A 20,726-nucleotide genomic window follows, 5' to 3' on the forward strand; every position below is an offset into this window, starting at 1 on the left:
TTGATCATGAACGAGATTCAGTTAAAGTACGGTTGTAATCCAAATCAGAAGCCATCAAGAATATATATGGAGGATGGCAGTGATCTTCCTGTTAAGGTTTTAAACGGCAAGCCTGGATACATCAACTTCCTTGATGCATTTAACGGATGGCAGCTCGTAAAGGAACTCAAGGCGGCAACAGGACTTCCAGCAGCAACATCATTCAAGCATGTTTCACCAGCAGGCGCTGCAGTTGGACTTCCACTTACAGATACACTTGCAAAGATCTACTGGGTAGATGATCTCGGAGAGCTCTCACCACTTGCATGCGCATATGCAAGAGCAAGAGGTGCTGACAGAATGTCATCATTCGGCGATTTCATCGCACTTTCAGATGTATGTGACGCAGACACAGCACGCCTTATCAAGAGAGAGGTATCAGATGGTGTTATCGCTCCTGGATACACAGATGAGGCTATGGAACTTCTTCTTGCAAAGAAGAAGGGAAATTACAACATCATCCAGATAGATGAGAACTATGTTCCTGCTGAGATCGAGAGAAAGCAGGTATACGGTGTTACATTTGAGCAGGGAAGAAATGAGCTCAAGATCGACAAGGATCTTCTGTCAAACTTTGTTACAAAGAACAAGGATCTTCCAGAGCAGGCTGAGATCGATATGAAGATCGCGCTCATCACACTCAAGTATACACAGTCCAACTCAGTATGCTATGTAAAGGGCGGACAGGCTATAGGTATCGGAGCCGGACAGCAGTCAAGAATCCACTGTACAAGACTTGCAGGACAGAAGGCAGACAACTGGTTCCTTCGTCAGTCACCACAGGTTATGGGACTTCAGTTTGTTGACGGACTTGGAAGAGCCGACAGAGACAATGCCATCGACGTATACATGGGTGATGAGCATGAGGACGTTCTTAAGGAAGGCGAGTGGCAGAAGAGATTCAAGGTTAAGCCTGAGGTGTTCACAGCAGAGCAGAAGAAGGCATGGCTTGCGCAGAACACAGATGTTGTCCTTGGATCAGATGCATTCTTCCCATTCTCAGACAATATAGAGAGAGCTCACAAGAGCGGTGTCAAGTACATTGCACAGCCTGGCGGATCAGTTCGTGACGATCTTGTTATCGAGTGTGCTGACAAGTACGATATGGTCATGGTATTTACAGGAATCAGATTATTCCATCACTAATCTGCCAGACCTGTCGGCGTCAGATATTGTATTTATAGAAGAATTGAGAGCGGTTTTGCTGATGAAAATCAGCAAAGCCGCTTTTTTACTTTATATATTTGTTGGATTGTGCTAATATAAAATGATGTATAAACTGCGGTAGCTATGCCGTGTAATAAAAATACTGTGATTCAAAGGAGATAACATATGTCTAGACGTAAACGCAGCATATTTAAAGAGAGAAGAAAGATCAACTATAAACTAATTTTTGCATTGGTGATACTTGCGTGTGTGGCTGTATTGCTGATCTCATACGCTATATCGGCAATAGTGTCACAGAAGGATGAACTTTACGATCAGGGCGTAAAATATTACAAGTCAGGTTCGTATCAGGAGGCAATAGATTCATTTGACAATGCCTTGGCAGAGAATCAGTTGTTCTCAAAGAAAAAGGATCAGAATATAAAGCTGTATCTGGCTGATGCGTATCTCAAGAGCGCGCAGTACACAGAGGCCGCAAATACATACAACGAATTGATACAGGATTCATTTACCGGATCAAATGTAAAAGATCTGAAGGAACTGGCAACTGCACTCAGTGATTTCTCACAGGGAAATTATGGCGGTGCTCTCGATGTTCTTCTGAAGCAGGCGGAGACATATCCGGAGCTTTATATGTACATAGGAACATGCTACGCAGTTACTGATGAGTCCGATAAGATGTTTGAGAGCTATGAAAAATATGTCCAGACATTTGGATTCAACTCGTATGTATATGCCATGTACGGTTCATATTATCTGAATAACGGTGATATGGAGTCTGCGATCGCATATATTACAAATGGACTTGACAGTGGAGACAAGATATACAGAAAAGAGCTCCTGATGCTTGAGATAACATATTATGAGAAGAACGAGGATTACGATAAGGCTTATGAGATAGCGGGACAGCTTGTGTCTGAGTATCCGGATTATGAGAAAGGACAGAAGGAGTATACATTCCTGAGCACAAGAGTGTCACAGTAGTATTTGTATTGGGAGGAGTTATTTTATATGGAGATTCAGCTTTGGAAGGAGATACTGTCTCCTTACGAGCAGGCGGTTGATGAGCTTCTCGTGAAGTTCAACCACATAATAATGCAGTACAAGAGTATGGGAAAGTACTCACCTATAGAGAGTGTGACCGGAAGGGTGAAAACGGTCTCCAGTATTATCGATAAGCTTCAGAAGAAGAATATTCCTATGGACCGGATCGTTGAGGAGATGGATGACATAGCCGGAATCAGGATCATGTGCCAGTTCACCGAGGATATCAGCAAGGTGGTTGAGATTATACGTGGCAGACAGGACATGAGGATACGTGAGGAGAAGGATTATATAGCAAATGCCAAGGCCAGCGGCTATCAGAGCTATCACATCATACTTGATTACGATGTATATACGGTAAATGGATGCACCACCATACAGGCGGAGATCCAGATAAGGACAATGGCGATGAACTTCTGGGCAACCATAGAACATTCATTGCAGTACAAGTACAGGAAGGGAATTCCAGAGGACATAAGGGCGAAGCTCAAGAACGCTGCGGATGCCACCGTTGCACTTGACAGGGAGATGTCATATGTCCGCGGAGAGATCATGGATGCACAGAATTCGTTCAATATCAAGGCGAATATAGTTTCGGAGATCATTGTTAATATCCAGAATCTGTACAAGGTGGGAAATCCAAGAGAGATCCAGAAGATTCAGGATGAGTTTTATTCTATATATAAGAAGGATGATATGGAGCTGCTTGAGAATTTTGCAAAGCAGCTTGACATAATAGCTGAGGGTTACAAGGCCCAGAGCGTAAGATAAAGGAGTTTGTTATGACTTTACCAAAGGCGTTTGACGAGAGGATCAGAATACAGCTTGGCGATGAATACGAGGATTATATAAAGTGTTTTGACAGTGATATGTATCATGGAATCAGGGTGAATACATCCAAGATATCCGTGGAGGACTTTCTGAAGATAAGTCCTTTCGAGCTGGAGCCTGTGCCGTGGACTAAGAATGGTTTTTACTATGATCACAGGAAGTATACGCCTTCCAAGCATCCATACTATTATGCGGGGCTCTATTATATACAGGAGCCAAGTGCCATGACACCTGCCAGCGTTCTGGATATAGAGGATGGAGATGTGGTACTAGATATATGCGCGGCACCGGGAGGCAAATCCACCGAGCTTGCGGCGAAGCTTAATGGCACGGGAATACTTATATCCAATGATATAAGCAACTCGAGAGCCAAGGCGCTTCTGAAGAACCTGGAACTTTTCGGAATAGGAAACATGTGTGTGGTAAGTGAACCTCCAAATAATCTGTCAAAGGCATTTGAGGGTACATTCGATAAGATACTTATAGATGCACCGTGTTCCGGAGAGGGCATGTTCAGAAAATCTTCATCGATGATGACTGCATGGGAGAACAACGGAACTGAACTTTTTGCCGGACTGCAGAGAGGAATATTAAATGAAGCGTGCAAGATGTTGAAACCGGGCGGAAAGCTGCTTTATTCCACATGTACATTTTCCCCCGAGGAGGATGAGAGGTCGGTGGAGTATCTGCTGTCGATAGATGACAGTATGCATCTTGTGGATTTTCCTAAATATGAGAAATTTGATGACGGCAATCCGGCCTGGGGAGAGACCGGCAATCCTGAGCTTGTGAAATGTTCAAGACTGTGGCCTCATCACGTGAAGGGCGAAGGTCATTTCATAGCTCTGTTTGAAAAGGATCAGGATGACTCATATAGAGGAAACTCAACATACTCGTTCAAGTCGTACAGGCCGGATGAGGATTTCATCGCATTTATAAAGCATGTATCTGAGTCTGCGGGTATAAAGACAGACAGGATAGAGGAAAATAAGGGAAGACTTTATTATATATCAGAGGGAATGCCTGATGTTAAGGGACTCAGGCTTTTGAGACATGGACTGTTCCTCGGTGAGGTCAAGAAGAACAGATTTGAACCGAGTCAGTCACTTGCGATGTATCTCAAGTCAGATCAGTTTGACAATGTTGTGAGTTTTTTGGCGGATGACATAAGGGTCATAAAGTATTTAAAGGGAGAGACCGTCGAGCTGGAAGATGATCAGGATATAGAGAATGGGTATGTGCTTGTCTGCGTGGATGGATATCCGCTCGGGTGGGCCAAGAACAACAGAGGAGTATTAAAAAACAAATATTTATCGGGATGGAGGATGATGTCATGAGAAAGGTAGCGATAATCACAGGAGCATCTTCAGGGATTGGAAGAGAATTTGCACTTCAGATAGCACAGCGATACAGGACAATCGACGAGATATGGCTTATAGCAAGGAGAAAAGACAGGCTTGCTGAGGTTAAGACCGAGATAAACGCGGTAAGTGGAAAGCTTGTAAGGATACTTGCGCTTGACCTAACCGATGAGACTGATATCAAGTTCTACAGAAATCTTCTTGAGAGACAGGCTCCATCAATAAGAGTACTTGTAAATGCAGCTGGATACGGAATAGCAGGCCATTTTGAGAATATGACAGTGGACGACGTGACTGGAATGTTGAATCTCAACTGCAGGGCGCTGGCTGCCATAACACATATATCTCTGCCATATATGTCAGGCCCTTCAAATATAATCAATCTTGCTTCATCTGCAGCTTTTCTGCCTCAGCCATCATTTGCTATATATGCGGCATCCAAATCAATGGTGCTGAGCTTTTCAAGAGCACTTAACAGAGAGCTTGAGGAAAAGGGGATAACTGTTACGGCTGTCTGCCCGGGACCTGTCAAGACAGAGTTCTTCGATGTTGCGCAGAAGTACACAAAGTCCAAGCCGTATAAGATGATTCTAAGAGCAGATCCTGTGAAGGTTGTAAAAAAGGCACTGTTTGACGCGTATTATATGAGCGATATATCGGTGTATTCGCCGCTTATGAAGGCGTTCAGACTTGTGAGCAAGTACCTGCCTCACAGTTTGCTGATCAGATTTATGAAGTAGATATATGGGCTGCAGGCGGACATAGCTCTACAGCCAGACCAGAGATAAATGGAGGATGATATGGAAAAAGGACAACACGGATACATGAACAGGCATAAGAGAAATGTTCTTATTAGTATCATTGTACTTGGATTGTTTGTTATAGCCGGAGTATTCTTTACTGTGGCTATGTTTGACACAAGAAAGACTGTATTTATAGTCATACCGATACTCGTCGCCCTGCCGCTTGCAAAACAGCTTGTGGCATACATAATGTGTGCAGGGTTCAAGGAACTCACGAAGGATGAGTACGCTAAACTTGAGAAGTTATCATACTTTGGAGATCCGTCACTTGTATATGATGTGTCGATAAGCAGGTACGAGGGAATAGTGTATTTCCCTGCTGCGGTCATAAGAGATGGCAGAATGCTGTTTTACTACAATGGTGGATATGGCAAAAAGATACCTGATGAGGCAGCGCTCAAGAAGATCATTACAGAGGCTCTGGCAGACCAGAAAAAATATGTTGTGATCATAGCCACAGACATTGATGGTTTTGTGGCAAAGGCCGAGAAGATCAAAGCACCTTCAGATGAATTTGTCGGTGCCGATGAGAAGATCAGAAACAGATTATATGAGCTGGGAATATAGACAAAAATGAGAGAGATAGTTATTTCAAAGAACGAAGCCGGCCAGAGGCTTAACAAGCTGGTCATGAAGTACCTTAACAAGGCTCCTTCAAGCTTCGTCTACAGGATGATAAGAAAGAAAAACATAAAACTTAATAACGGCAAGGCGGTTGGAAATGAGATCGTGTATGTTGGGGATGTGATACAGCTCTATCTGTCGGATGAGACCATAGAATCATTCAGGGATGACAGCGTGAGAGCCGGTGCTTCCACAGGTGGAAACAGGTTTAAACCGGAGATCATATATCACGACCACAACATACTTATAGTCAATAAACCGGCGGGTGTATTGTCACAGAAGGCATCGAAGGACGATTACTCGATCAATGAGAGTGTCATCGATTATCTGCTTGACAATGAGTATATAACTGAGACTCAGCTCAGAACCTTCAAGCCTTCTGTATGCAACAGGCTGGACAGGAATACCTCCGGCCTTGTTCTGTGTGGAGTGTCACTTATGGGAAGTCAGGAGCTTTCGAGGATCATAAGGGAGAGACGCATAGACAAATATTACTACACCATAGTCAAGGGAAATATGACAGAGACGCAGGATATTACGGCATATCTCGTGAAGGATGATAAGAAGAACACTGTGACAATACGTGACAGCGTGGAGGAGATACGCAGGGCTGCCGGGGACTTGGACTATGATAAGATCCACACCATATTCCAGCCGGTCAGAACAAATGGAAAATATACAGAGCTTAAGGTAAAGCTCATAACGGGTAAGACTCACCAGATAAGGGCACAGCTCCAGCACATGGGGTATCCGGTGATCGGTGACCAGAAGTATGGTGACAGGGAGACAAACATACATTTCAGACAGACATACAAGCTTAGAAACCAGATTCTGCACTGCGGCGAGGTGGAGTTTACCGATGTTGTCGGTGGACTGGATTATCTGACGGGCAAGAGCTTCTCAGCATTCAAGCCTGATATGTATAAAAGAATAGAAAAGGATTTGTTTGAATAGATGGCTACATGGAATTCGCGAGGGCTTCGTGGCTCCACACTGGAGGATATGATAAACAACACAAATGAATATTACAGACAGAAGAACCTCGCGCTGGTCCAGAAGATCCCGACACCTATCACGCCGATAAAGATTGACAAGGACAGCAGCCAGATCACCCTGGCGTATTTCGAGAAGGATTCAACCGTCGACTATATAGGTGTTGTCCAGGGAGTTCCGGTATGTTTCGATGCAAAGGAATGTGCCACTGATACATTTACAATGCGTAACATTCATGAGCATCAGATAAGGTTCATGGAGGATTTCGAGAGACAGAACGGTGTAAGCTTCCTTATCATAATGTTCTCGGGACGAAATGAACTGTATTATATGAGATTCGAGGAGCTTAAGGGGTATCTTGAGAGAGTCCAGAATGGGCATGTCAACAACTTCAAGTACAATGAACTTGATCCCAATTTCTTTATAAGAGCCAAGGGTGGTGCATTGGTACATTATCTTGAACCTCTAAGCAGGGATCTTGATGATAGAGGTTGACAAATACAATCCGCTTTAATATAATGTGCACGTTGACATGCTACCAAAGTAGCAAATTATCACTTTAATGCGATAAAGTAAAAATAAAGAACGTGAAGCATGGCAAAGTTTAATTGACAAGGAGATATGATTATGCAGGACAAACTGTTACAGACCCCGGATGGAGTGAGAGACACCTACGATGTAGAATGTAGGAAGAAGAGAAAGGTTATGCATGAACTCCATCATATTCTGGAGTTATACAGCTATCACGATATAGAGACACCTACATTTGAGTTTTTTGATATATTTAACAGAGATAAGGGTTCAGCACCTTCCAATGAGATGTACAAGTTCTTTGACAGGGACAACAATACTTTGGTGCTCAGGCCGGATATAACACCTTCAATAGCGAGATGTGTTGCAAAGTATTATGCAGATGAGGAACTTCCTGTCAGACTCTGCTATACAGGCAATACCTATACAAACACACTCAAGCTTCAGGGAAAACTCAAGGAGGTCACACAGATCGGTGCCGAGCTTGTAAATGATGATTCATCCGCTGCTGACGCTGAGATAATCGCAACTGTGATAGACTGCTTCAACGAGATCGGGATCAGTGATTTCCAGATAGAGATAGGCCAGATAGACTACTTCAAGGGTCTGGTTGCTGAATCTGGTATCAGTGAGGACGAGGAGGATCAGATAAAAGAGTACATCCATATCAAGAACTTTTTCGGACTTGAGGAGTATGTGGATGCACTTGATATAAGTGACTCTCTTAAGAAAGCATTTGTTGCATTTGATTCTCTGTTCGGCGGAATATCCATGCTTGACAAGGCTGAGGGATATGTGTCAAATGAGACATCACTTGAGGCTGTGAAGAGGCTCAGAAGAGTATATGCAGCCCTTGAGTGCTACGGATATCAGGATCACATAAGCTTTGATCTCGGTATGCTTGACGGATACAACTATTATACAGGAATCATATTCCGCGGATATACTTATGGAACCGGTGATGCTGTTGTCAAGGGCGGCCGTTACAATAATCTTCTCAAGCAGTTTGGAAAGGATGCACCGTCTATCGGTTTTGCCTTCACTGTTGAGGAGCTCATAATGGCCATGAACAGACAGAATATAGACATAGATGTGGATTATTCAAACACGATCATCCTCTATGATATAGAGAATCAGGGCAAGGCTATCAAGGCCGGTATGAAGCTCAGAAGTGAGGGACGCAAGATAGAGCTCATAAGAAAGTCACAGAAGAAATCGGTTGATGACTATATCGAGTATGCGGGTAGAGAGCATTTCTCAGGCCTTATATATTTTGAACAGTCAGGCGATGCGGTGGCATACGATCTGATAAGCCGATCACACTCCAAGTGGGATGGCAATTTATAGAAGAAACTTTTACGGCTTGATTGAGAATAGATTGAATTAGATGAAAGGTTATGGAGAGATGAGATATTTAACATTTGCCCTTGCTAAGGGGCGACTTGCAAAAAAGACACTTGCGCTGCTTGAACAGATAGGTATAACATGTGAGGAGATGAAGGATCCCGACACAAGAAAGCTTATATTTGTGAACGAGGAGCTTAAGATGAAGTTCTTCCTGTCAAAGGCCACAGATGTTCCTACTTATGTAGAATATGGTGCGGCCGATATAGGCGTTGTAGGTAAGGACACAATACTTGAGGAGGGAAGAAACCTGTATGAGGTCATGGATCTCGGTTTTGGAAAGTGCCGCATGTGTGTATGCGGACCGGCATCTGCCAGAGAGCTTCTCAAGAAGAATGAGATCATAAGAGTTGCAAGTAAGTATCCGGTGATCGCAAAGGATTACTTCAACAACCGTAAGCACCAGACAGTTGAGATAATCAAGCTCAATGGTTCAGTGGAGCTCGCTCCTATAGTTGGACTTTCAGAGGTGATCGTAGATATAGTTGAGACAGGAAGCACACTCAGGGAGAACGGACTTGAGGTGCTTGAGGAAGTTTGTCCACTCTCAGCCCGCATGGTTGTGAACCAGGTAAGTCTCAAGATGGAGAATGAGAGGATACACAAGCTGTTGGAAGATCTCAACAGACTTATAAAGGAAGAGAACAAGTAGCATATATAGATGATATAATGAGCGCAAGTGAGCCAACATGCTTGCATGATTGGCGAGCGGCGAATTGGATCATGATAGTTGCGAAAGCAACGGAAAGCACCGTAGGTGCGAATCATGATATAATGAAGCACGCTGAGGCATGCGCAGGTCATCGCGCTCACGCACGACGACCTATAATATAACAAATTGATAATCACACGGAGGCATAACAGAGATGAGAATCGTAAAGCTTAATGCAGAGACAAAGAAGGATCTTCTGAAGAATCTTCTGAAGAGAAGTCCAAGTAATTTCGGTAACTATGCAGAGACTGTACAGGAAATAGTTGACGATGTGAGAGATAACGGCGATGCCGCACTCTTCTCATACACAAAGAAGTTCGACAAGGCAGATATAACAGCAGAAAATGTCAAGGTTACACAGAAAGAGATAGACTACGCATATACACAGGTCAGCCCTGAGCTCCTTGACGTTATCAGAAAAGCCAAGAAGAACATTTGGGAGTACCATGAGAAGCAGAAGCAGTATAGCTGGTTTGACTCCAAGCCAAATGGAACTCTTCTCGGACAGAAGGTTACAGCACTTGCATCTGTAGGTGTCTATGTTCCGGGTGGAAAGGCTGTTTACCCTTCATCAGTTCTGATGAATGTTATGCCGGCAAAGGTTGCAGGCGTTGAGAAGATAGTCATGACAACTCCATGTAATGCTGAGGGTGAGGTGTACGCCACAACACTCGTTGCAGCAAAGGAAGCAGGAGTGGATGAGATATACAAGGCAGGCGGCGCGCAGGCCATAGCTGCCCTTGCATACGGAACAGAGTCAGTACCTAAGGTTGACAAGATAGTTGGCCCTGGAAACATATTTGTCGCTCTTGCAAAGCGTGCCGTATACGGACATGTCAGCATAGATTCCATAGCCGGCCCATCAGAGGTAATGGTACTTGCCGATGAGACTGCCAATTCTAGATACGTGGCTGCAGATCTGCTGTCACAGGCAGAGCATGACGAGATGGCATCAGCCATACTTGTGACCACATCAGAGGAGCTTGCCGAGAAGGTATCAGTTCAGGTTGACAAGTTCATCGATGAGCTTTCAAGAAAAGAGATAATGAGAAAGTCTATAGACAATTATGGATATATTCTTCTTGCAGACAACATGAGCGATGCCATAGATGCTGTCAACGACATTGCATCAGAGCATCTCGAGATCGTCACAGCCAATCCATTTGACGTGATGACAAGAGTGAAGAATGCTGGAGCTATATTTATCGGAGAATACTCATCAGAGCCTCTTGGAGATTACTTTGCAGGCCCTAACCATGTACTTCCAACAAACGGTACAGCAAAGTTCTTCTCACCGCTTTCAGTAGACGATTTCATCAAGAAATCCAGCATAATCTACTATTCAAGAGAGGCACTTGAGGCAGTTCACACTGACATTGAAGCATTTGCCAAGGCTGAGCAGCTCACAGCACATGCCAATTCAATAGCAGTAAGATTTGAAAAATAAGACATAATGATATAGAATATGGGAAGGAGACAGGGATATGGCAGAGAAAGCAGCTAGAATCGCCAAATGTACAAGAACGACAAACGAGACAGACATAACCCTCGAGTTTAATATAGATGGAAAAGGACAGTCAAAGATCGACACAGGAATCGGTTTCTTTGACCACATGCTCACAAGTTTTGCGAAGCATGGTTTCTTTGATCTCAACGTTACAGTCAAGGGAGATCTGTATGTGGATTGTCACCATACCATTGAGGATGTGGGAATTGTGCTGGGCAAGGCCATCAAGGAGGCTCTTGGAGACAAGAAGGCCATCAAGAGATTTGGCAATTTCTTCCTGCCGATGGACGAGACTCTCGTAATGTGTGCCATAGATCTGTCGGGAAGACCATATCTTGTCTATGATCTGAACCTCCGCACAGAGAGGGTTGGATACTTCGACACACAGATGGTCAAGGAATTCTTCTATGCAGTATCATACGCTGCTGAGATGAATCTCAATATTAAGCAGTTCTCAGGGGAGAACGATCACCACATCATAGAGGCCGCATTCAAGGCATTTGCGAAGGCTCTTGATGAGGCGACAACTTATGACAGAAGATTAAACGGAAAGGTGCTTTCTACCAAGGGCACACTTTAAGGAGGTGCTGGTTCACTATGGATAATGATATGATCTGCAAAAAGATAATTCCATGTCTGGATCTGAACAATGCGGTCGAGATGGCAAAATATTACAATGATGCCGGAGCTGATGAGATAGCTTATTTTGACAGCAAGGCAACAAAAGATGGCAGAGAACCCAATGTTGCCATTATAAGACAGATATGTGACAGTGTTGATATTCCACTTATTGCCTGTGGCGGTGTGAGGGAGCTTGAAGATGTCAAGAAGCTTCTGTATGCAGGTGCATCCAAGGTATGTATGAAATCTGCGGCGCTGAACACGCCGGAGCTTGTCACTGAGGCTTCTGACAGATTTGGTTCAGAGCGAATAATCTGTACTATAGATCTTAGTGAGTGTGATGATCCTGTCGGATATGCCAGAAAACTGAAGACGCTTGGAGCGGGAGAACTTCTGCTGCTTCACAACAACATGGTGCCGGAATATCTGGATATAGTAAAATCCATAAGAGAAAATGTTGCACTTCCTGTTATAGTTTCTACCTATTCCACTAACGGGGAAGCTGTGGCAGAGATGCTCAATGAGACAAATGCTGAATCAATTTCTCTGTACAATCTCCAGAAGATGGATATAATGGAGATTAAACAGCATTGCCGTGAGGCAAATATAGATGTGGATCTGTTTGAATCGTCCATGCCTTTTGAGGCGTTCAAACTCAATTCGGATGGACTTATTCCATGTGTTACACAGCACTATAAGACCGGTGAAGTGCTCATGGTCGCTTATATGAACAAGGAGTCGTATGAGAAGACCATCAGAACAGGACGCATGACATACTGGAGCCGCAGCCGCAATGAGCTGTGGACCAAGGGTGATACATCCGGTCATTATCAGTTTGTCAAGTCTCTTACGATAGACTGTGACAAGGACACCATACTTGCCAAGGTGTCACAGATAGGAGCTGCGTGTCATACAGGCAGCCGTACTTGTTTCTTTACAGATCTGGTGAGAAAGGAGTACAATGATACCAATCCTATGAAGGTATTCGAGGAGGTATACAATACCATACGCGACAGAAAGGATCAGCCAGGAGATGATTCTTATACCAATTATCTGTTCGGCAAGGGTATTGACAAGATCCTGAAGAAGGTCGGTGAGGGAGCTACGGAGATAGTCATAGCTGCCAAGAATCCTGATTCAGAGGATATAAAATATGAAATATCTGACTTCCTTTATCATCTCATGTGTCTGATGGTAGAGAGAGGAATCAGCTGGAAAGATATTACAGAAGAACTGGCTGACAGAAGATAGAGTGGAGGATATTAGACAATGCAAAATTATGGCGTGAACGAACTGAGAAAAATGTTCCTGGAATTCATGGAGAGCAAGGGTCATCTTAGAATGAAGAGCTTTTCACTTATTCCACACAATGACAACAGCTTACTGCTGATCAATTCAGGTATGGCACCACTTAAGCCTTACTTTACAGGTCAGGAGGTACCACCTAGAAGACGTGTGACAACATGTCAGAAGTGTATCAGAACAGGAGATATCGAGAATGTAGGTAAGACAGCCCGTCATGGTACATTCTTTGAGATGCTGGGTAATTTCTCATTTGGCGATTATTTCAAGCATGAGGCTATATCATGGACATGGGAGTTCCTCACAGAGGTTGTAGGACTTGACAAGAACAGACTCTATCCATCGGTTTACCAGGATGACGATGAGGCATTTGATATATGGAATAAGGAGATCGGTGTCGATGCTGACCGTATATTCAGATTCGGCAAGGAGGACAACTTCTGGGAGCACGGAGCTGGTCCTTGTGGTCCTTGTTCAGAGGTTTACTATGACAGAGGCGAGAAGTATGGCTGCGGTAAGCCTGGCTGTACTGTAGGCTGTGACTGTGACAGATACATGGAGGTTTGGAACAACGTATTTACACAGTTCAACAATGACGGACACAACAACTACACAGAGCTTGAGCAGAAGAACATAGATACAGGTATGGGTCTTGAGAGACTCGCAGTTGTTGTTCAGGATGTTGATTCTATATTTGATGTTGATACGATCAAGGCTCTCCGCGACAAGGTATGTGAGATGGCAGGCGTGGAATATGAGACAGATCATGAGAAGGATGTATCGATCAGACTTATAACTGATCATATCCGTTCAGTTACATTCATGACATCAGATGGTATCGTTCCATCGAACGAGGGCCGTGGTTATGTTCTTAGACGTCTTCTCAGACGTGCTGCAAGACACGGAAGACTTCTCGGCATCAAGGGCAAGTTCCTGTCAGAGCTTGCAAAGACAGTTATCGAGGTGTCAGAGGATGCATATCCTGAGCTCAGTGAGAAGAAGGAATATATCTTCAATAAGATAGACAAGGAAGAGGAGAGCTTCAATAAGACCATAGATACAGGTCTTGCGATCCTCAAGGATTATATAGACGAGACTAAGGCTGCAGGTGAGAAGGTTCTCTCAGGTGACAAGGCATTCAAGCTCTATGACACCTATGGATTCCCTCTTGATCTCACAAAGGAGATCCTCGAGGAGGAGGGGATCGAGGTTGATGAGGACAGATTCACCGAGTGCATGAATATCCAGAAGGAGACTGCAAGAAAGGCCAGAAAGACCACAACATACATGGGTGCAGACGCAACCGTATATGAGCAGCTTCCTGTTGACATGACATCTGAGTTTGTCGGATATGACAAGCTGACATACAAGTCAACTATATCAGCCATCACAACAGAGGTTGGTGAGGGTGATGATAAGAAGTCAGTTCTTGCAGATACTGTATCTGAGGGAGCACAGGCTTCAGTTATAGTTCCTGAGACACCTTTCTACGCTACCATGGGTGGTCAGATCGGTGATAAGGGAATCATCAAGACAGAGAACGGTACATTCGTTGTTGAGGATACTGTCAAGGTTGTAGGCGGCAAGATCGCACATATCGGTTATGTTGAGTCTGGCGAACTCAATGTTGGTGATGAGGCAGAACTCACAGTTGATGCTGAGAACAGAGCACTCATATGTAACAACCATTCCGCAACACATCTTCTTCAGAGAGCACTCAAGATGGTTCTCGGAGATCATGTAGAGCAGGCAGGTTCACTCGTTGAGCCGGGAAGACTGAGATTTGACTTCTCACATGATCAGGCGATGACTAAGGAAGAGATCAAGAAGGTTGAGGATATTGTAAATGAGCAGATCCAGCTCGATATACCTGTATGCACGGATGTAATGTCTGTAGATGAGGCTAAGGAGACCGGAGCCATGGCTCTGTTTGGTGAGAAGTATGGTGAGAAGGTCCGTGTGGTATCAATGGGAGACTTCTCAAAGGAGCTCTGCGGTGGTACACATGTTGCCAGCACAGGAGCTATAAAAACATTCAAGATCATATCAGAGGCAGGTGTGGCCGCAGGTACAAGACGTATCGAGGCACTTACATCTGTCGGAGCACTTGATTACTACAGAAATGTAGAGCAGGAGCTCATGGATGCTGCAAAGGCAGCTAAGACTGATATCTATGGTGTGGCATCAAGAATAGAACAGCTTCTTGCAGAGGTTAAGGAACTTACGAATGAGAATAAGAAGCTCAAGGATAAGATGGCAAAGGAGGCAGCTGGAGACGTTCTTTCAAGTGCTATAGACAAGGACGGAATCAAGATCCTCACAGCGGCTATCCCGGATACAGATATGAATTCACTGAGAAACCTCGGAGATGACTTCAAGAGCAAGCTTGGTGACAGCGTTGTTGTTCTTGCATCTGCAAAGGATGGCAAGGTAAATCTCATTGCCATGGCTACAGACGGCGCAGTTGCTAAGGGAGCCCATGCCGGTAATATCATCAAGGCCGTGGCTGGCCTTGTAGGTGGTGGCGGCGGTGGTCGTCCTAACATGGCTCAGGCCGGTGGAAAGAATCCTGACGGAATCGAAGCAGCTCTTGCCCAGGCGGTTACAGAGGCTCAGAATCAGATAGCTTAAGGTTTCGTGACAGATATTTTATTAATTTGTCATTTTCCTGTTGACGATTAGGAATTTTATGTATATAATACATTTTGTGCTTAAAAATACCCAATCAGTTGTTATTTGGTAGCATAATTTTACAACTGGAGGGAGGTCAGGTGAGAGAATGTCAAGTGTAATAGTTAAAGAGAACGAAAACTTAGATAGCGCTCTTCGCAGATTTAAGAGAAATTGTGCGAAGGCTGGTATTCAGCAGGAGATTCGTAAGAGAGAGCATTACGAAAAGCCTAGTGTAAAGCGTAAGAAGAAGTCAGAGGCAGCTAGAAAGCGCAAGTACAAATAAATCATAGTATATATATTTGATTTTAAATTGATTTCTAAGAGTACCGAGTTTATTCGGTACTCTTTTTTTATGTGTATTCATATAATGTTCCAAAAGCGTTATGGTGGTATTCATGAAAGACAGAGCGAAAAAAGTTATAGCATTTGAACCTCCGTGCTGGTGTCCGGACTCGGCGGGAACGACCTCCAGACTCACCATGTTCAACAATGATGAGCTGGTGATAGAGAATTTCAGACATGTGATCTACTCTGACGACGAGAGAGTGTCTGTTAAGACCCGGAAAGGGATATTGAATATATATGGGAAAAGATTACAGATTGCTTACTACGCATCCTATGAAGTGAAAATATGCGGTTCGATAAACAGTGTAGATTGGCTGACAGTGTGACTGCATGAATATTAGAAGGGAAATAAGAGGTGTGTGCTATGTGAGCTGTGACAGCCGCGCAGCTCTGCGCCTGATGAATATATGCAGCCATAAAGGAATACGTACATGGTGCGAGAGGGATGTAAAGAAGAACAGAAAAAAGAATGGCAGTAAACAGAATGACAGTAAATGGAATGGCAAGGCAGAAAACTTCTTCATATACTCCGATGACAGAAAAAGACTTGAAGAGATAGCGGACAAATGTATGATAGATATCCGAATAGCTGAGAATAAGACTCTGAGAACCGGTTTGCTGGGCAATAGGAAGAGGATCTCGATATTACTCGGAGTTTTATTATTTTTGCTGTTTGTATACTGGGAATCAGGGTATGTATGGTACATAGAAATTGACGGATGTGAGGATTATACAAGTGAGGAAATTGCAGATCTTATCGAGATGGAGTATCCGTGCTATGGACATAGAAAAAAGAGTATTGATCTGAGCGAACTGACAGACATGCTGACGGATAATCTTGGGGAGATATGTTGGGCATCCTGCAGCATCAGTGGGACAAAGCTTACAGTTGCGCTCAAGGAGTCCGTGGATGTATTTACAGTTCCGGAAGATGGCAGACCGTGTGATCTCGTGGCCACAATGGATTGTACGATCTATTCCCTTGTTGCATCGGCGGGGACGCCTGTTGCATCGGTTGGAGATGAAGTGAAAAAAGGGGATACTCTTATATCGGGAACAGTTAACATATACAATGATGACAGTGAGGTTGTGGATACGGTGTTTGTACCTGCTTCCGGAGAGATATATGGTCTTTGTGATGTAGAGTACAGAGATGTGGTTGAGAGTGAGCTCCAGGAAAAGGAGACTACAGACAGGAAGGTAAACAAAGTAGATATAAAAATTGGACGCCGGGTATTTACTCCGTATAAAACTGCTGCCTCCGACGGCTCATACGACCTTTCCGCCGAGGAAAAACGGCTGCATATCGGCGATATGTATTTTCCGTTATCCGTGAATATAGAGCGAAAAGTGTTCTATAAAGTAAATACACGTAAGCTTACGGATAAGGAGCAGAAAGACAGACTTAACCAGCATCTGCATGTTTATATTGGCAAAATGCAAGAAAAAGGGGTGCAAATTGTCCGAAAAAATGTTATTATTACTAATGAAAGCGGTGAGGCTTCGGCTGAAGGCGATATCAGTATCAGACTCCCGGTTGCTGTGCCGAGATATATTGACGTAAACAATACATCGGGGAGCGAAGAGGTGGAGCCTGACTGACAAATAATAATGACAGGGGATACAAGTATTGAGCGAATATTCAGAATCCGTAACTGTTGCATCAAACTATATACAGACTGTGTTTGGACAGTTTGATGCCAATATAAAAAAGATTGAGAAAGAATACAGTGTGTCAATGATACTTCGCGATGACAAGCTTAAGGTCAGCGGCTCCGAGGAAGGCGTGAAGAAGTCTATTCAGGTTATAGAACAGCTCTTCCAGATGGCAGACCGTGGCTCGTCCATCGATGAACAGAAGGTAGACTACACTATATCGATAGTCAATGAACACCCGCAGGAGGCTAAGGAGAGTCTTGCTGAGCTTGACAGGGACATAATCTGTCACACGATGAGCGGCAAGCCGATCAAACCGAAGACTGTCGGACAGAGAACATATGTCAATTCAATAGAAAAGTCCATGATAGTATTCGGAGTGGGCCCTGCCGGAACAGGAAAGACTTATCTTGCCATGGCAAAAGCCATAACGGCATTTAAGAATAATGAGGTTGGAAGGATCATACTTACAAGGCCGGCCATAGAGGCCGGTGAGAAACTGGGATTTCTTCCGGGTGACCTTCAGAGCAAGGTTGATCCTTATCTTAGGCCGCTCTATGATGCATTGTATGAGATAATGGGTGCTGATGCATTTATGAAGAATATGGAAAAGGGACTGATCGAGGTTGCTCCTCTTGCCTACATGAGAGGAAGAACTCTTGATAATGCGTATATTGTGCTGGATGAGGCCCAGAATACCACTCCTGCCCAGATGAAGATGTTCCTTACCAGAATAGGATTTGGCTCAAAGGCCATAATAACAGGAGACCTTTCACAGAAGGATCTTCCACACGACGCGCAGTCAGGTCTTGATGTTGCACTCAAGGTGTTAAAGGATATTGATGACATAAGCATTTGCCATCTGACGAGTCTTGATGTTGTGAGACATCCTTTGGTGCAGAAGATCGTAAATGCGTATGAGAAATATGAGGATAAGAGGAGCAGACAGGCAAAGCCTAGAAAAACCACAACTGCTCAGAAAAACAGAGGAAAATAATATGTCAGTTAATATTGAGAATGAGTATGGAGATATTGATATTAAGAATTATGAGGATGTCATAACAAGTATCGTCCAGGCTTCGCTGGAATTCGTTGGGTGTCCATATCCCTGCGAGGTGAACGTGCTGCTCACGGACAATGACTCCATACATGAAATCAATAACCAGCAGAGGAATATAGACAGGGCGACAGATGTTCTGTCATTTCCACTGATTGATTATACAATTCCTGGAAACTTTGATGGTCTCGAGGATAGCCGGTGTGACTACTTTGATCTTACTACAGATGAACTGCTATTGGGAGATATCGTTATATCTATTGATAAGGTGTATGAGCAGGCAACTGAGTACAATCACTCAAAGACGAGAGAGCTGGCTTTTCTTGTAGCCCACAGCATGCTCCATTTGTCAGGATATGACCATATGGAGGACGATGAGCGCAGGGTCATGGAAGAGATGCAGGAAAAAATACTTACAATGAAAGGATATACAAGAGACTATGAGGAGAATTAAGACGGGATTAGTTCTGGCAACCGCTCTTGTGATGGGATTATCACTTTTTGGATGCGGCTCGAAGAAAACGGAGGAGAATGTCACTACAACGGAGGCTAAGGCAGAGGTGGATGTATCACAGGCCGATATGATGAAGTCTGCCACAGCGGTTGATGAGACTTACCATGAGGGAGTATATAATGATCTTACAGGCGAGTGGAACACCGACAGAAAGGAAGAGTACGGAAGACCGATCGCTATAATGATCAACAATATTGAGAATGCGATTCCTCAGTCAGGCATAGGCCAGGCTGATGTTTTATATGAGTTTGTCGTTGAGGGCGGAATAACAAGAATGCTTGCAATATTCAACGACTATGACAATCTTGAGAAGGTCGGTTCGATCAGAAGCTGCAGACCTTACTATGTTACAACTGCCATGGAGTTTGATGCTATATACATGCATTATGGTCAGTCTCCACAGGGACAGGAGGAGCTTGACAGGACAGGAATAGATCATATAAGCGGACTTGGTGGAGAAGGATCTGTATCTTTCTACAGATCATCAGACCGCGAGGCTCCACACAATGTGTACACAAACAGCGATATGATCAAGGCTGGTCTTGATTATCTTGGATGCTCAACTACCCACAACAAGGGATACAAGAGCAAGTTTGAGTTCAATGAGGAAGATACGGTTCCTGAGGGCGAGTCTGTAAACAAGCTCACACTCAACATGTCAGTTTACACACAGCCTTGGTTTGAATATGATTCAAAGAATAAGGTATATAACAGATTCCAGTATGGTGACAAGCAGATCGATGACCTCACAGGAAAGCAGCTCACATTCAAGAATATCATCATACAGTTTGCTCACTACACCAGCATTGATGATCACGACAGACAGATGATCGATCTCGTTGGCACAGGAGACGGATACTATGTTTCAGATGGAAAGATCGTTCCTATCACATGGACAAAGTCAACCGATGACTCCGTGACAAAGTATTCAACAGCAGATGGAAAAGAACTTCAGCTCAATCCGGGCAAGACCTATGTCACAGTATTTGAGAGTGACAATAAGGCCGGAGTTGTATGGGAATAATACAGACATAAACCACATATATTAACAAGGACAGAAGATGGGATGGAATATCCTGTCTTCTGTTTTTTGTTATGAAGAGAAGGTGTGGTAATGTTTAAAAGAATTATGTATTTTTTTGTTATCATTATAGCGGTATTTGTGTTATCTTTTATAACTAGAGAGATCGTGGTGAGTACGGCGTGCAGATCCGGAGACAGTAAAAGTGTGTATAGAGAATTTGACGGTATGGATAGCGGGCATATATTACCCATATCAAATGAGAGTGAACCGGAGCTTTACGGAGGGCTCGTGATTGCTGCTGAGGGTGGAACACCACATGGCAATTTCTATGTGAGCACTTATTATGGACATGTGGCGGTGTACAACAGATTTGGCAGTCTTTGCAGGGAGACGACTTGTACAGTGGATTCATTGGACAAACGTATAAGAGAACTGATCCACAAGCACGTGTATTTCAATGATATAGATGACATGAACAGGTTTATTGACAGCCTGTAAAACGTATGATAAATGATTAT

Annotated in this window: 21 protein-coding genes; all 21 read left to right on the forward strand. The window is 43.8% G+C overall.

The window, feature by feature from the left end; genetic code table 11:
- The first annotated feature begins 6 nt into the window (after positions 1-6).
- The 21 genes from OCV54_RS03110 to OCV54_RS03210 all read left to right on the forward strand — a co-directional run bounded on the left by OCV54_RS03110 (position 7) and on the right by OCV54_RS03210 (position 20,706).
- Entirely contained in the window at positions 7-1,185 is a 1,179-nt protein-coding gene (locus tag OCV54_RS03110; protein ID WP_055222611.1) for a phosphoribosylaminoimidazolecarboxamide formyltransferase, read from the forward strand.
- 186 nt (positions 1,186-1,371) lie between these two features.
- Positions 1,372-2,190, forward strand: a complete 819-nt coding sequence (locus OCV54_RS03115) for a tetratricopeptide repeat protein (RefSeq protein ID WP_015534900.1) — start codon at positions 1,372-1,374, stop codon at positions 2,188-2,190.
- Positions 2,191-2,217: 27 nt separating this feature from the next.
- On the forward strand, positions 2,218-3,021 hold the full coding sequence (locus OCV54_RS03120; protein ID WP_022216499.1) for a GTP pyrophosphokinase: 804 nt from the start codon (positions 2,218-2,220) through the stop codon (positions 3,019-3,021).
- A gap of 11 nt (positions 3,022-3,032) precedes the next feature.
- The gene (locus OCV54_RS03125; RefSeq protein ID WP_055144493.1) at positions 3,033-4,418 is read left to right on the forward strand and encodes an RsmF rRNA methyltransferase first C-terminal domain-containing protein; all 1,386 of its coding nucleotides are present in this window, start codon (positions 3,033-3,035) and stop codon (positions 4,416-4,418) included.
- The gene (locus OCV54_RS03130) at positions 4,415-5,182 is read left to right on the forward strand and encodes an SDR family NAD(P)-dependent oxidoreductase (RefSeq protein WP_015534903.1); all 768 of its coding nucleotides are present in this window, start codon (positions 4,415-4,417) and stop codon (positions 5,180-5,182) included. The genes OCV54_RS03125 and OCV54_RS03130 overlap by 4 nt, the downstream gene beginning before the upstream one ends.
- A 60-nt stretch (positions 5,183-5,242) precedes the next feature.
- Positions 5,243-5,812, forward strand: coding sequence for a hypothetical protein (locus tag OCV54_RS03135; protein WP_015534904.1), 570 nt, complete (start codon positions 5,243-5,245; stop codon positions 5,810-5,812).
- Between the two features lie 6 nt (positions 5,813-5,818).
- Complete coding sequence (locus tag OCV54_RS03140) at positions 5,819-6,823, forward strand: RluA family pseudouridine synthase (protein ID WP_055222613.1); 1,005 nt, start codon at positions 5,819-5,821, stop codon at positions 6,821-6,823.
- Positions 6,824-7,357: a Holliday junction resolvase RecU gene (locus OCV54_RS03145; RefSeq protein WP_015534905.1), complete on the forward strand. Its 534-nt coding sequence runs from the start codon at positions 6,824-6,826 to the stop codon at positions 7,355-7,357. It begins immediately after the preceding gene.
- 132 nt (positions 7,358-7,489) lie between these two features.
- Positions 7,490-8,740: an ATP phosphoribosyltransferase regulatory subunit gene (hisZ, locus tag OCV54_RS03150; protein ID WP_055222614.1), complete on the forward strand. Its 1,251-nt coding sequence runs from the start codon at positions 7,490-7,492 to the stop codon at positions 8,738-8,740.
- A gap of 58 nt (positions 8,741-8,798) precedes the next feature.
- Positions 8,799-9,449 (forward strand): ATP phosphoribosyltransferase, encoded by a 651-nt coding sequence (gene hisG, locus OCV54_RS03155; RefSeq protein ID WP_055144488.1) that lies wholly within the window; start codon positions 8,799-8,801, stop codon positions 9,447-9,449.
- A gap of 214 nt (positions 9,450-9,663) precedes the next feature.
- Complete coding sequence (gene hisD / locus OCV54_RS03160; protein ID WP_055144485.1) at positions 9,664-10,956, forward strand: histidinol dehydrogenase; 1,293 nt, start codon at positions 9,664-9,666, stop codon at positions 10,954-10,956.
- A gap of 37 nt (positions 10,957-10,993) precedes the next feature.
- On the forward strand, positions 10,994-11,596 hold the full coding sequence (hisB, locus tag OCV54_RS03165) for an imidazoleglycerol-phosphate dehydratase HisB (protein ID WP_015534907.1): 603 nt from the start codon (positions 10,994-10,996) through the stop codon (positions 11,594-11,596).
- Positions 11,597-11,613: 17 nt separating this feature from the next.
- A complete protein-coding gene (gene hisIE / locus OCV54_RS03170; protein ID WP_015534908.1) occupies positions 11,614-12,888 on the forward strand; it encodes a bifunctional phosphoribosyl-AMP cyclohydrolase/phosphoribosyl-ATP diphosphatase HisIE in 1,275 nt (424 codons plus the stop codon).
- 18 nt (positions 12,889-12,906) lie between these two features.
- Positions 12,907-15,570: an alanine--tRNA ligase gene (gene alaS / locus OCV54_RS03175; RefSeq protein WP_015534909.1), complete on the forward strand. Its 2,664-nt coding sequence runs from the start codon at positions 12,907-12,909 to the stop codon at positions 15,568-15,570.
- A 148-nt stretch (positions 15,571-15,718) separates the two neighbouring features.
- Entirely contained in the window at positions 15,719-15,895 is a 177-nt protein-coding gene (rpsU, locus tag OCV54_RS03180; protein WP_004851031.1) for a 30S ribosomal protein S21, read from the forward strand.
- 112 nt (positions 15,896-16,007) lie between these two features.
- Positions 16,008-16,283, forward strand: a complete 276-nt coding sequence (locus OCV54_RS03185) for a YabP/YqfC family sporulation protein (protein ID WP_022216491.1) — start codon at positions 16,008-16,010, stop codon at positions 16,281-16,283.
- A 4-nt stretch (positions 16,284-16,287) separates the two neighbouring features.
- Positions 16,288-17,559 carry a sporulation protein YqfD gene (locus tag OCV54_RS03190; protein WP_082431241.1) on the forward strand — a complete coding sequence of 424 codons (1,272 nt, stop codon included), beginning with the start codon at positions 16,288-16,290 and terminating at the stop codon, positions 17,557-17,559.
- A 28-nt stretch (positions 17,560-17,587) separates the two neighbouring features.
- Positions 17,588-18,610 (forward strand): PhoH family protein, encoded by a 1,023-nt coding sequence (locus tag OCV54_RS03195; protein WP_022216489.1) that lies wholly within the window; start codon positions 17,588-17,590, stop codon positions 18,608-18,610.
- A gap of 1 nt (position 18,611) precedes the next feature.
- Positions 18,612-19,124: an rRNA maturation RNase YbeY gene (gene ybeY, locus OCV54_RS03200; protein WP_015534911.1), complete on the forward strand. Its 513-nt coding sequence runs from the start codon at positions 18,612-18,614 to the stop codon at positions 19,122-19,124.
- Positions 19,111-20,208 carry a DUF3048 domain-containing protein gene (locus OCV54_RS03205; protein ID WP_015534912.1) on the forward strand — a complete coding sequence of 366 codons (1,098 nt, stop codon included), beginning with the start codon at positions 19,111-19,113 and terminating at the stop codon, positions 20,206-20,208. Before ybeY ends, OCV54_RS03205 begins: the two co-directional genes overlap by 14 nt.
- A 105-nt stretch (positions 20,209-20,313) precedes the next feature.
- Entirely contained in the window at positions 20,314-20,706 is a 393-nt protein-coding gene (locus tag OCV54_RS03210; protein ID WP_262563258.1) for a hypothetical protein, read from the forward strand.
- Positions 20,707-20,726 lie beyond the last annotated feature (20 nt).

This window comes from Coprococcus aceti, assembly GCF_025567285.1.
GTDB lineage: Bacteria > Bacillota > Clostridia > Lachnospirales > Lachnospiraceae > Coprococcus > Coprococcus aceti.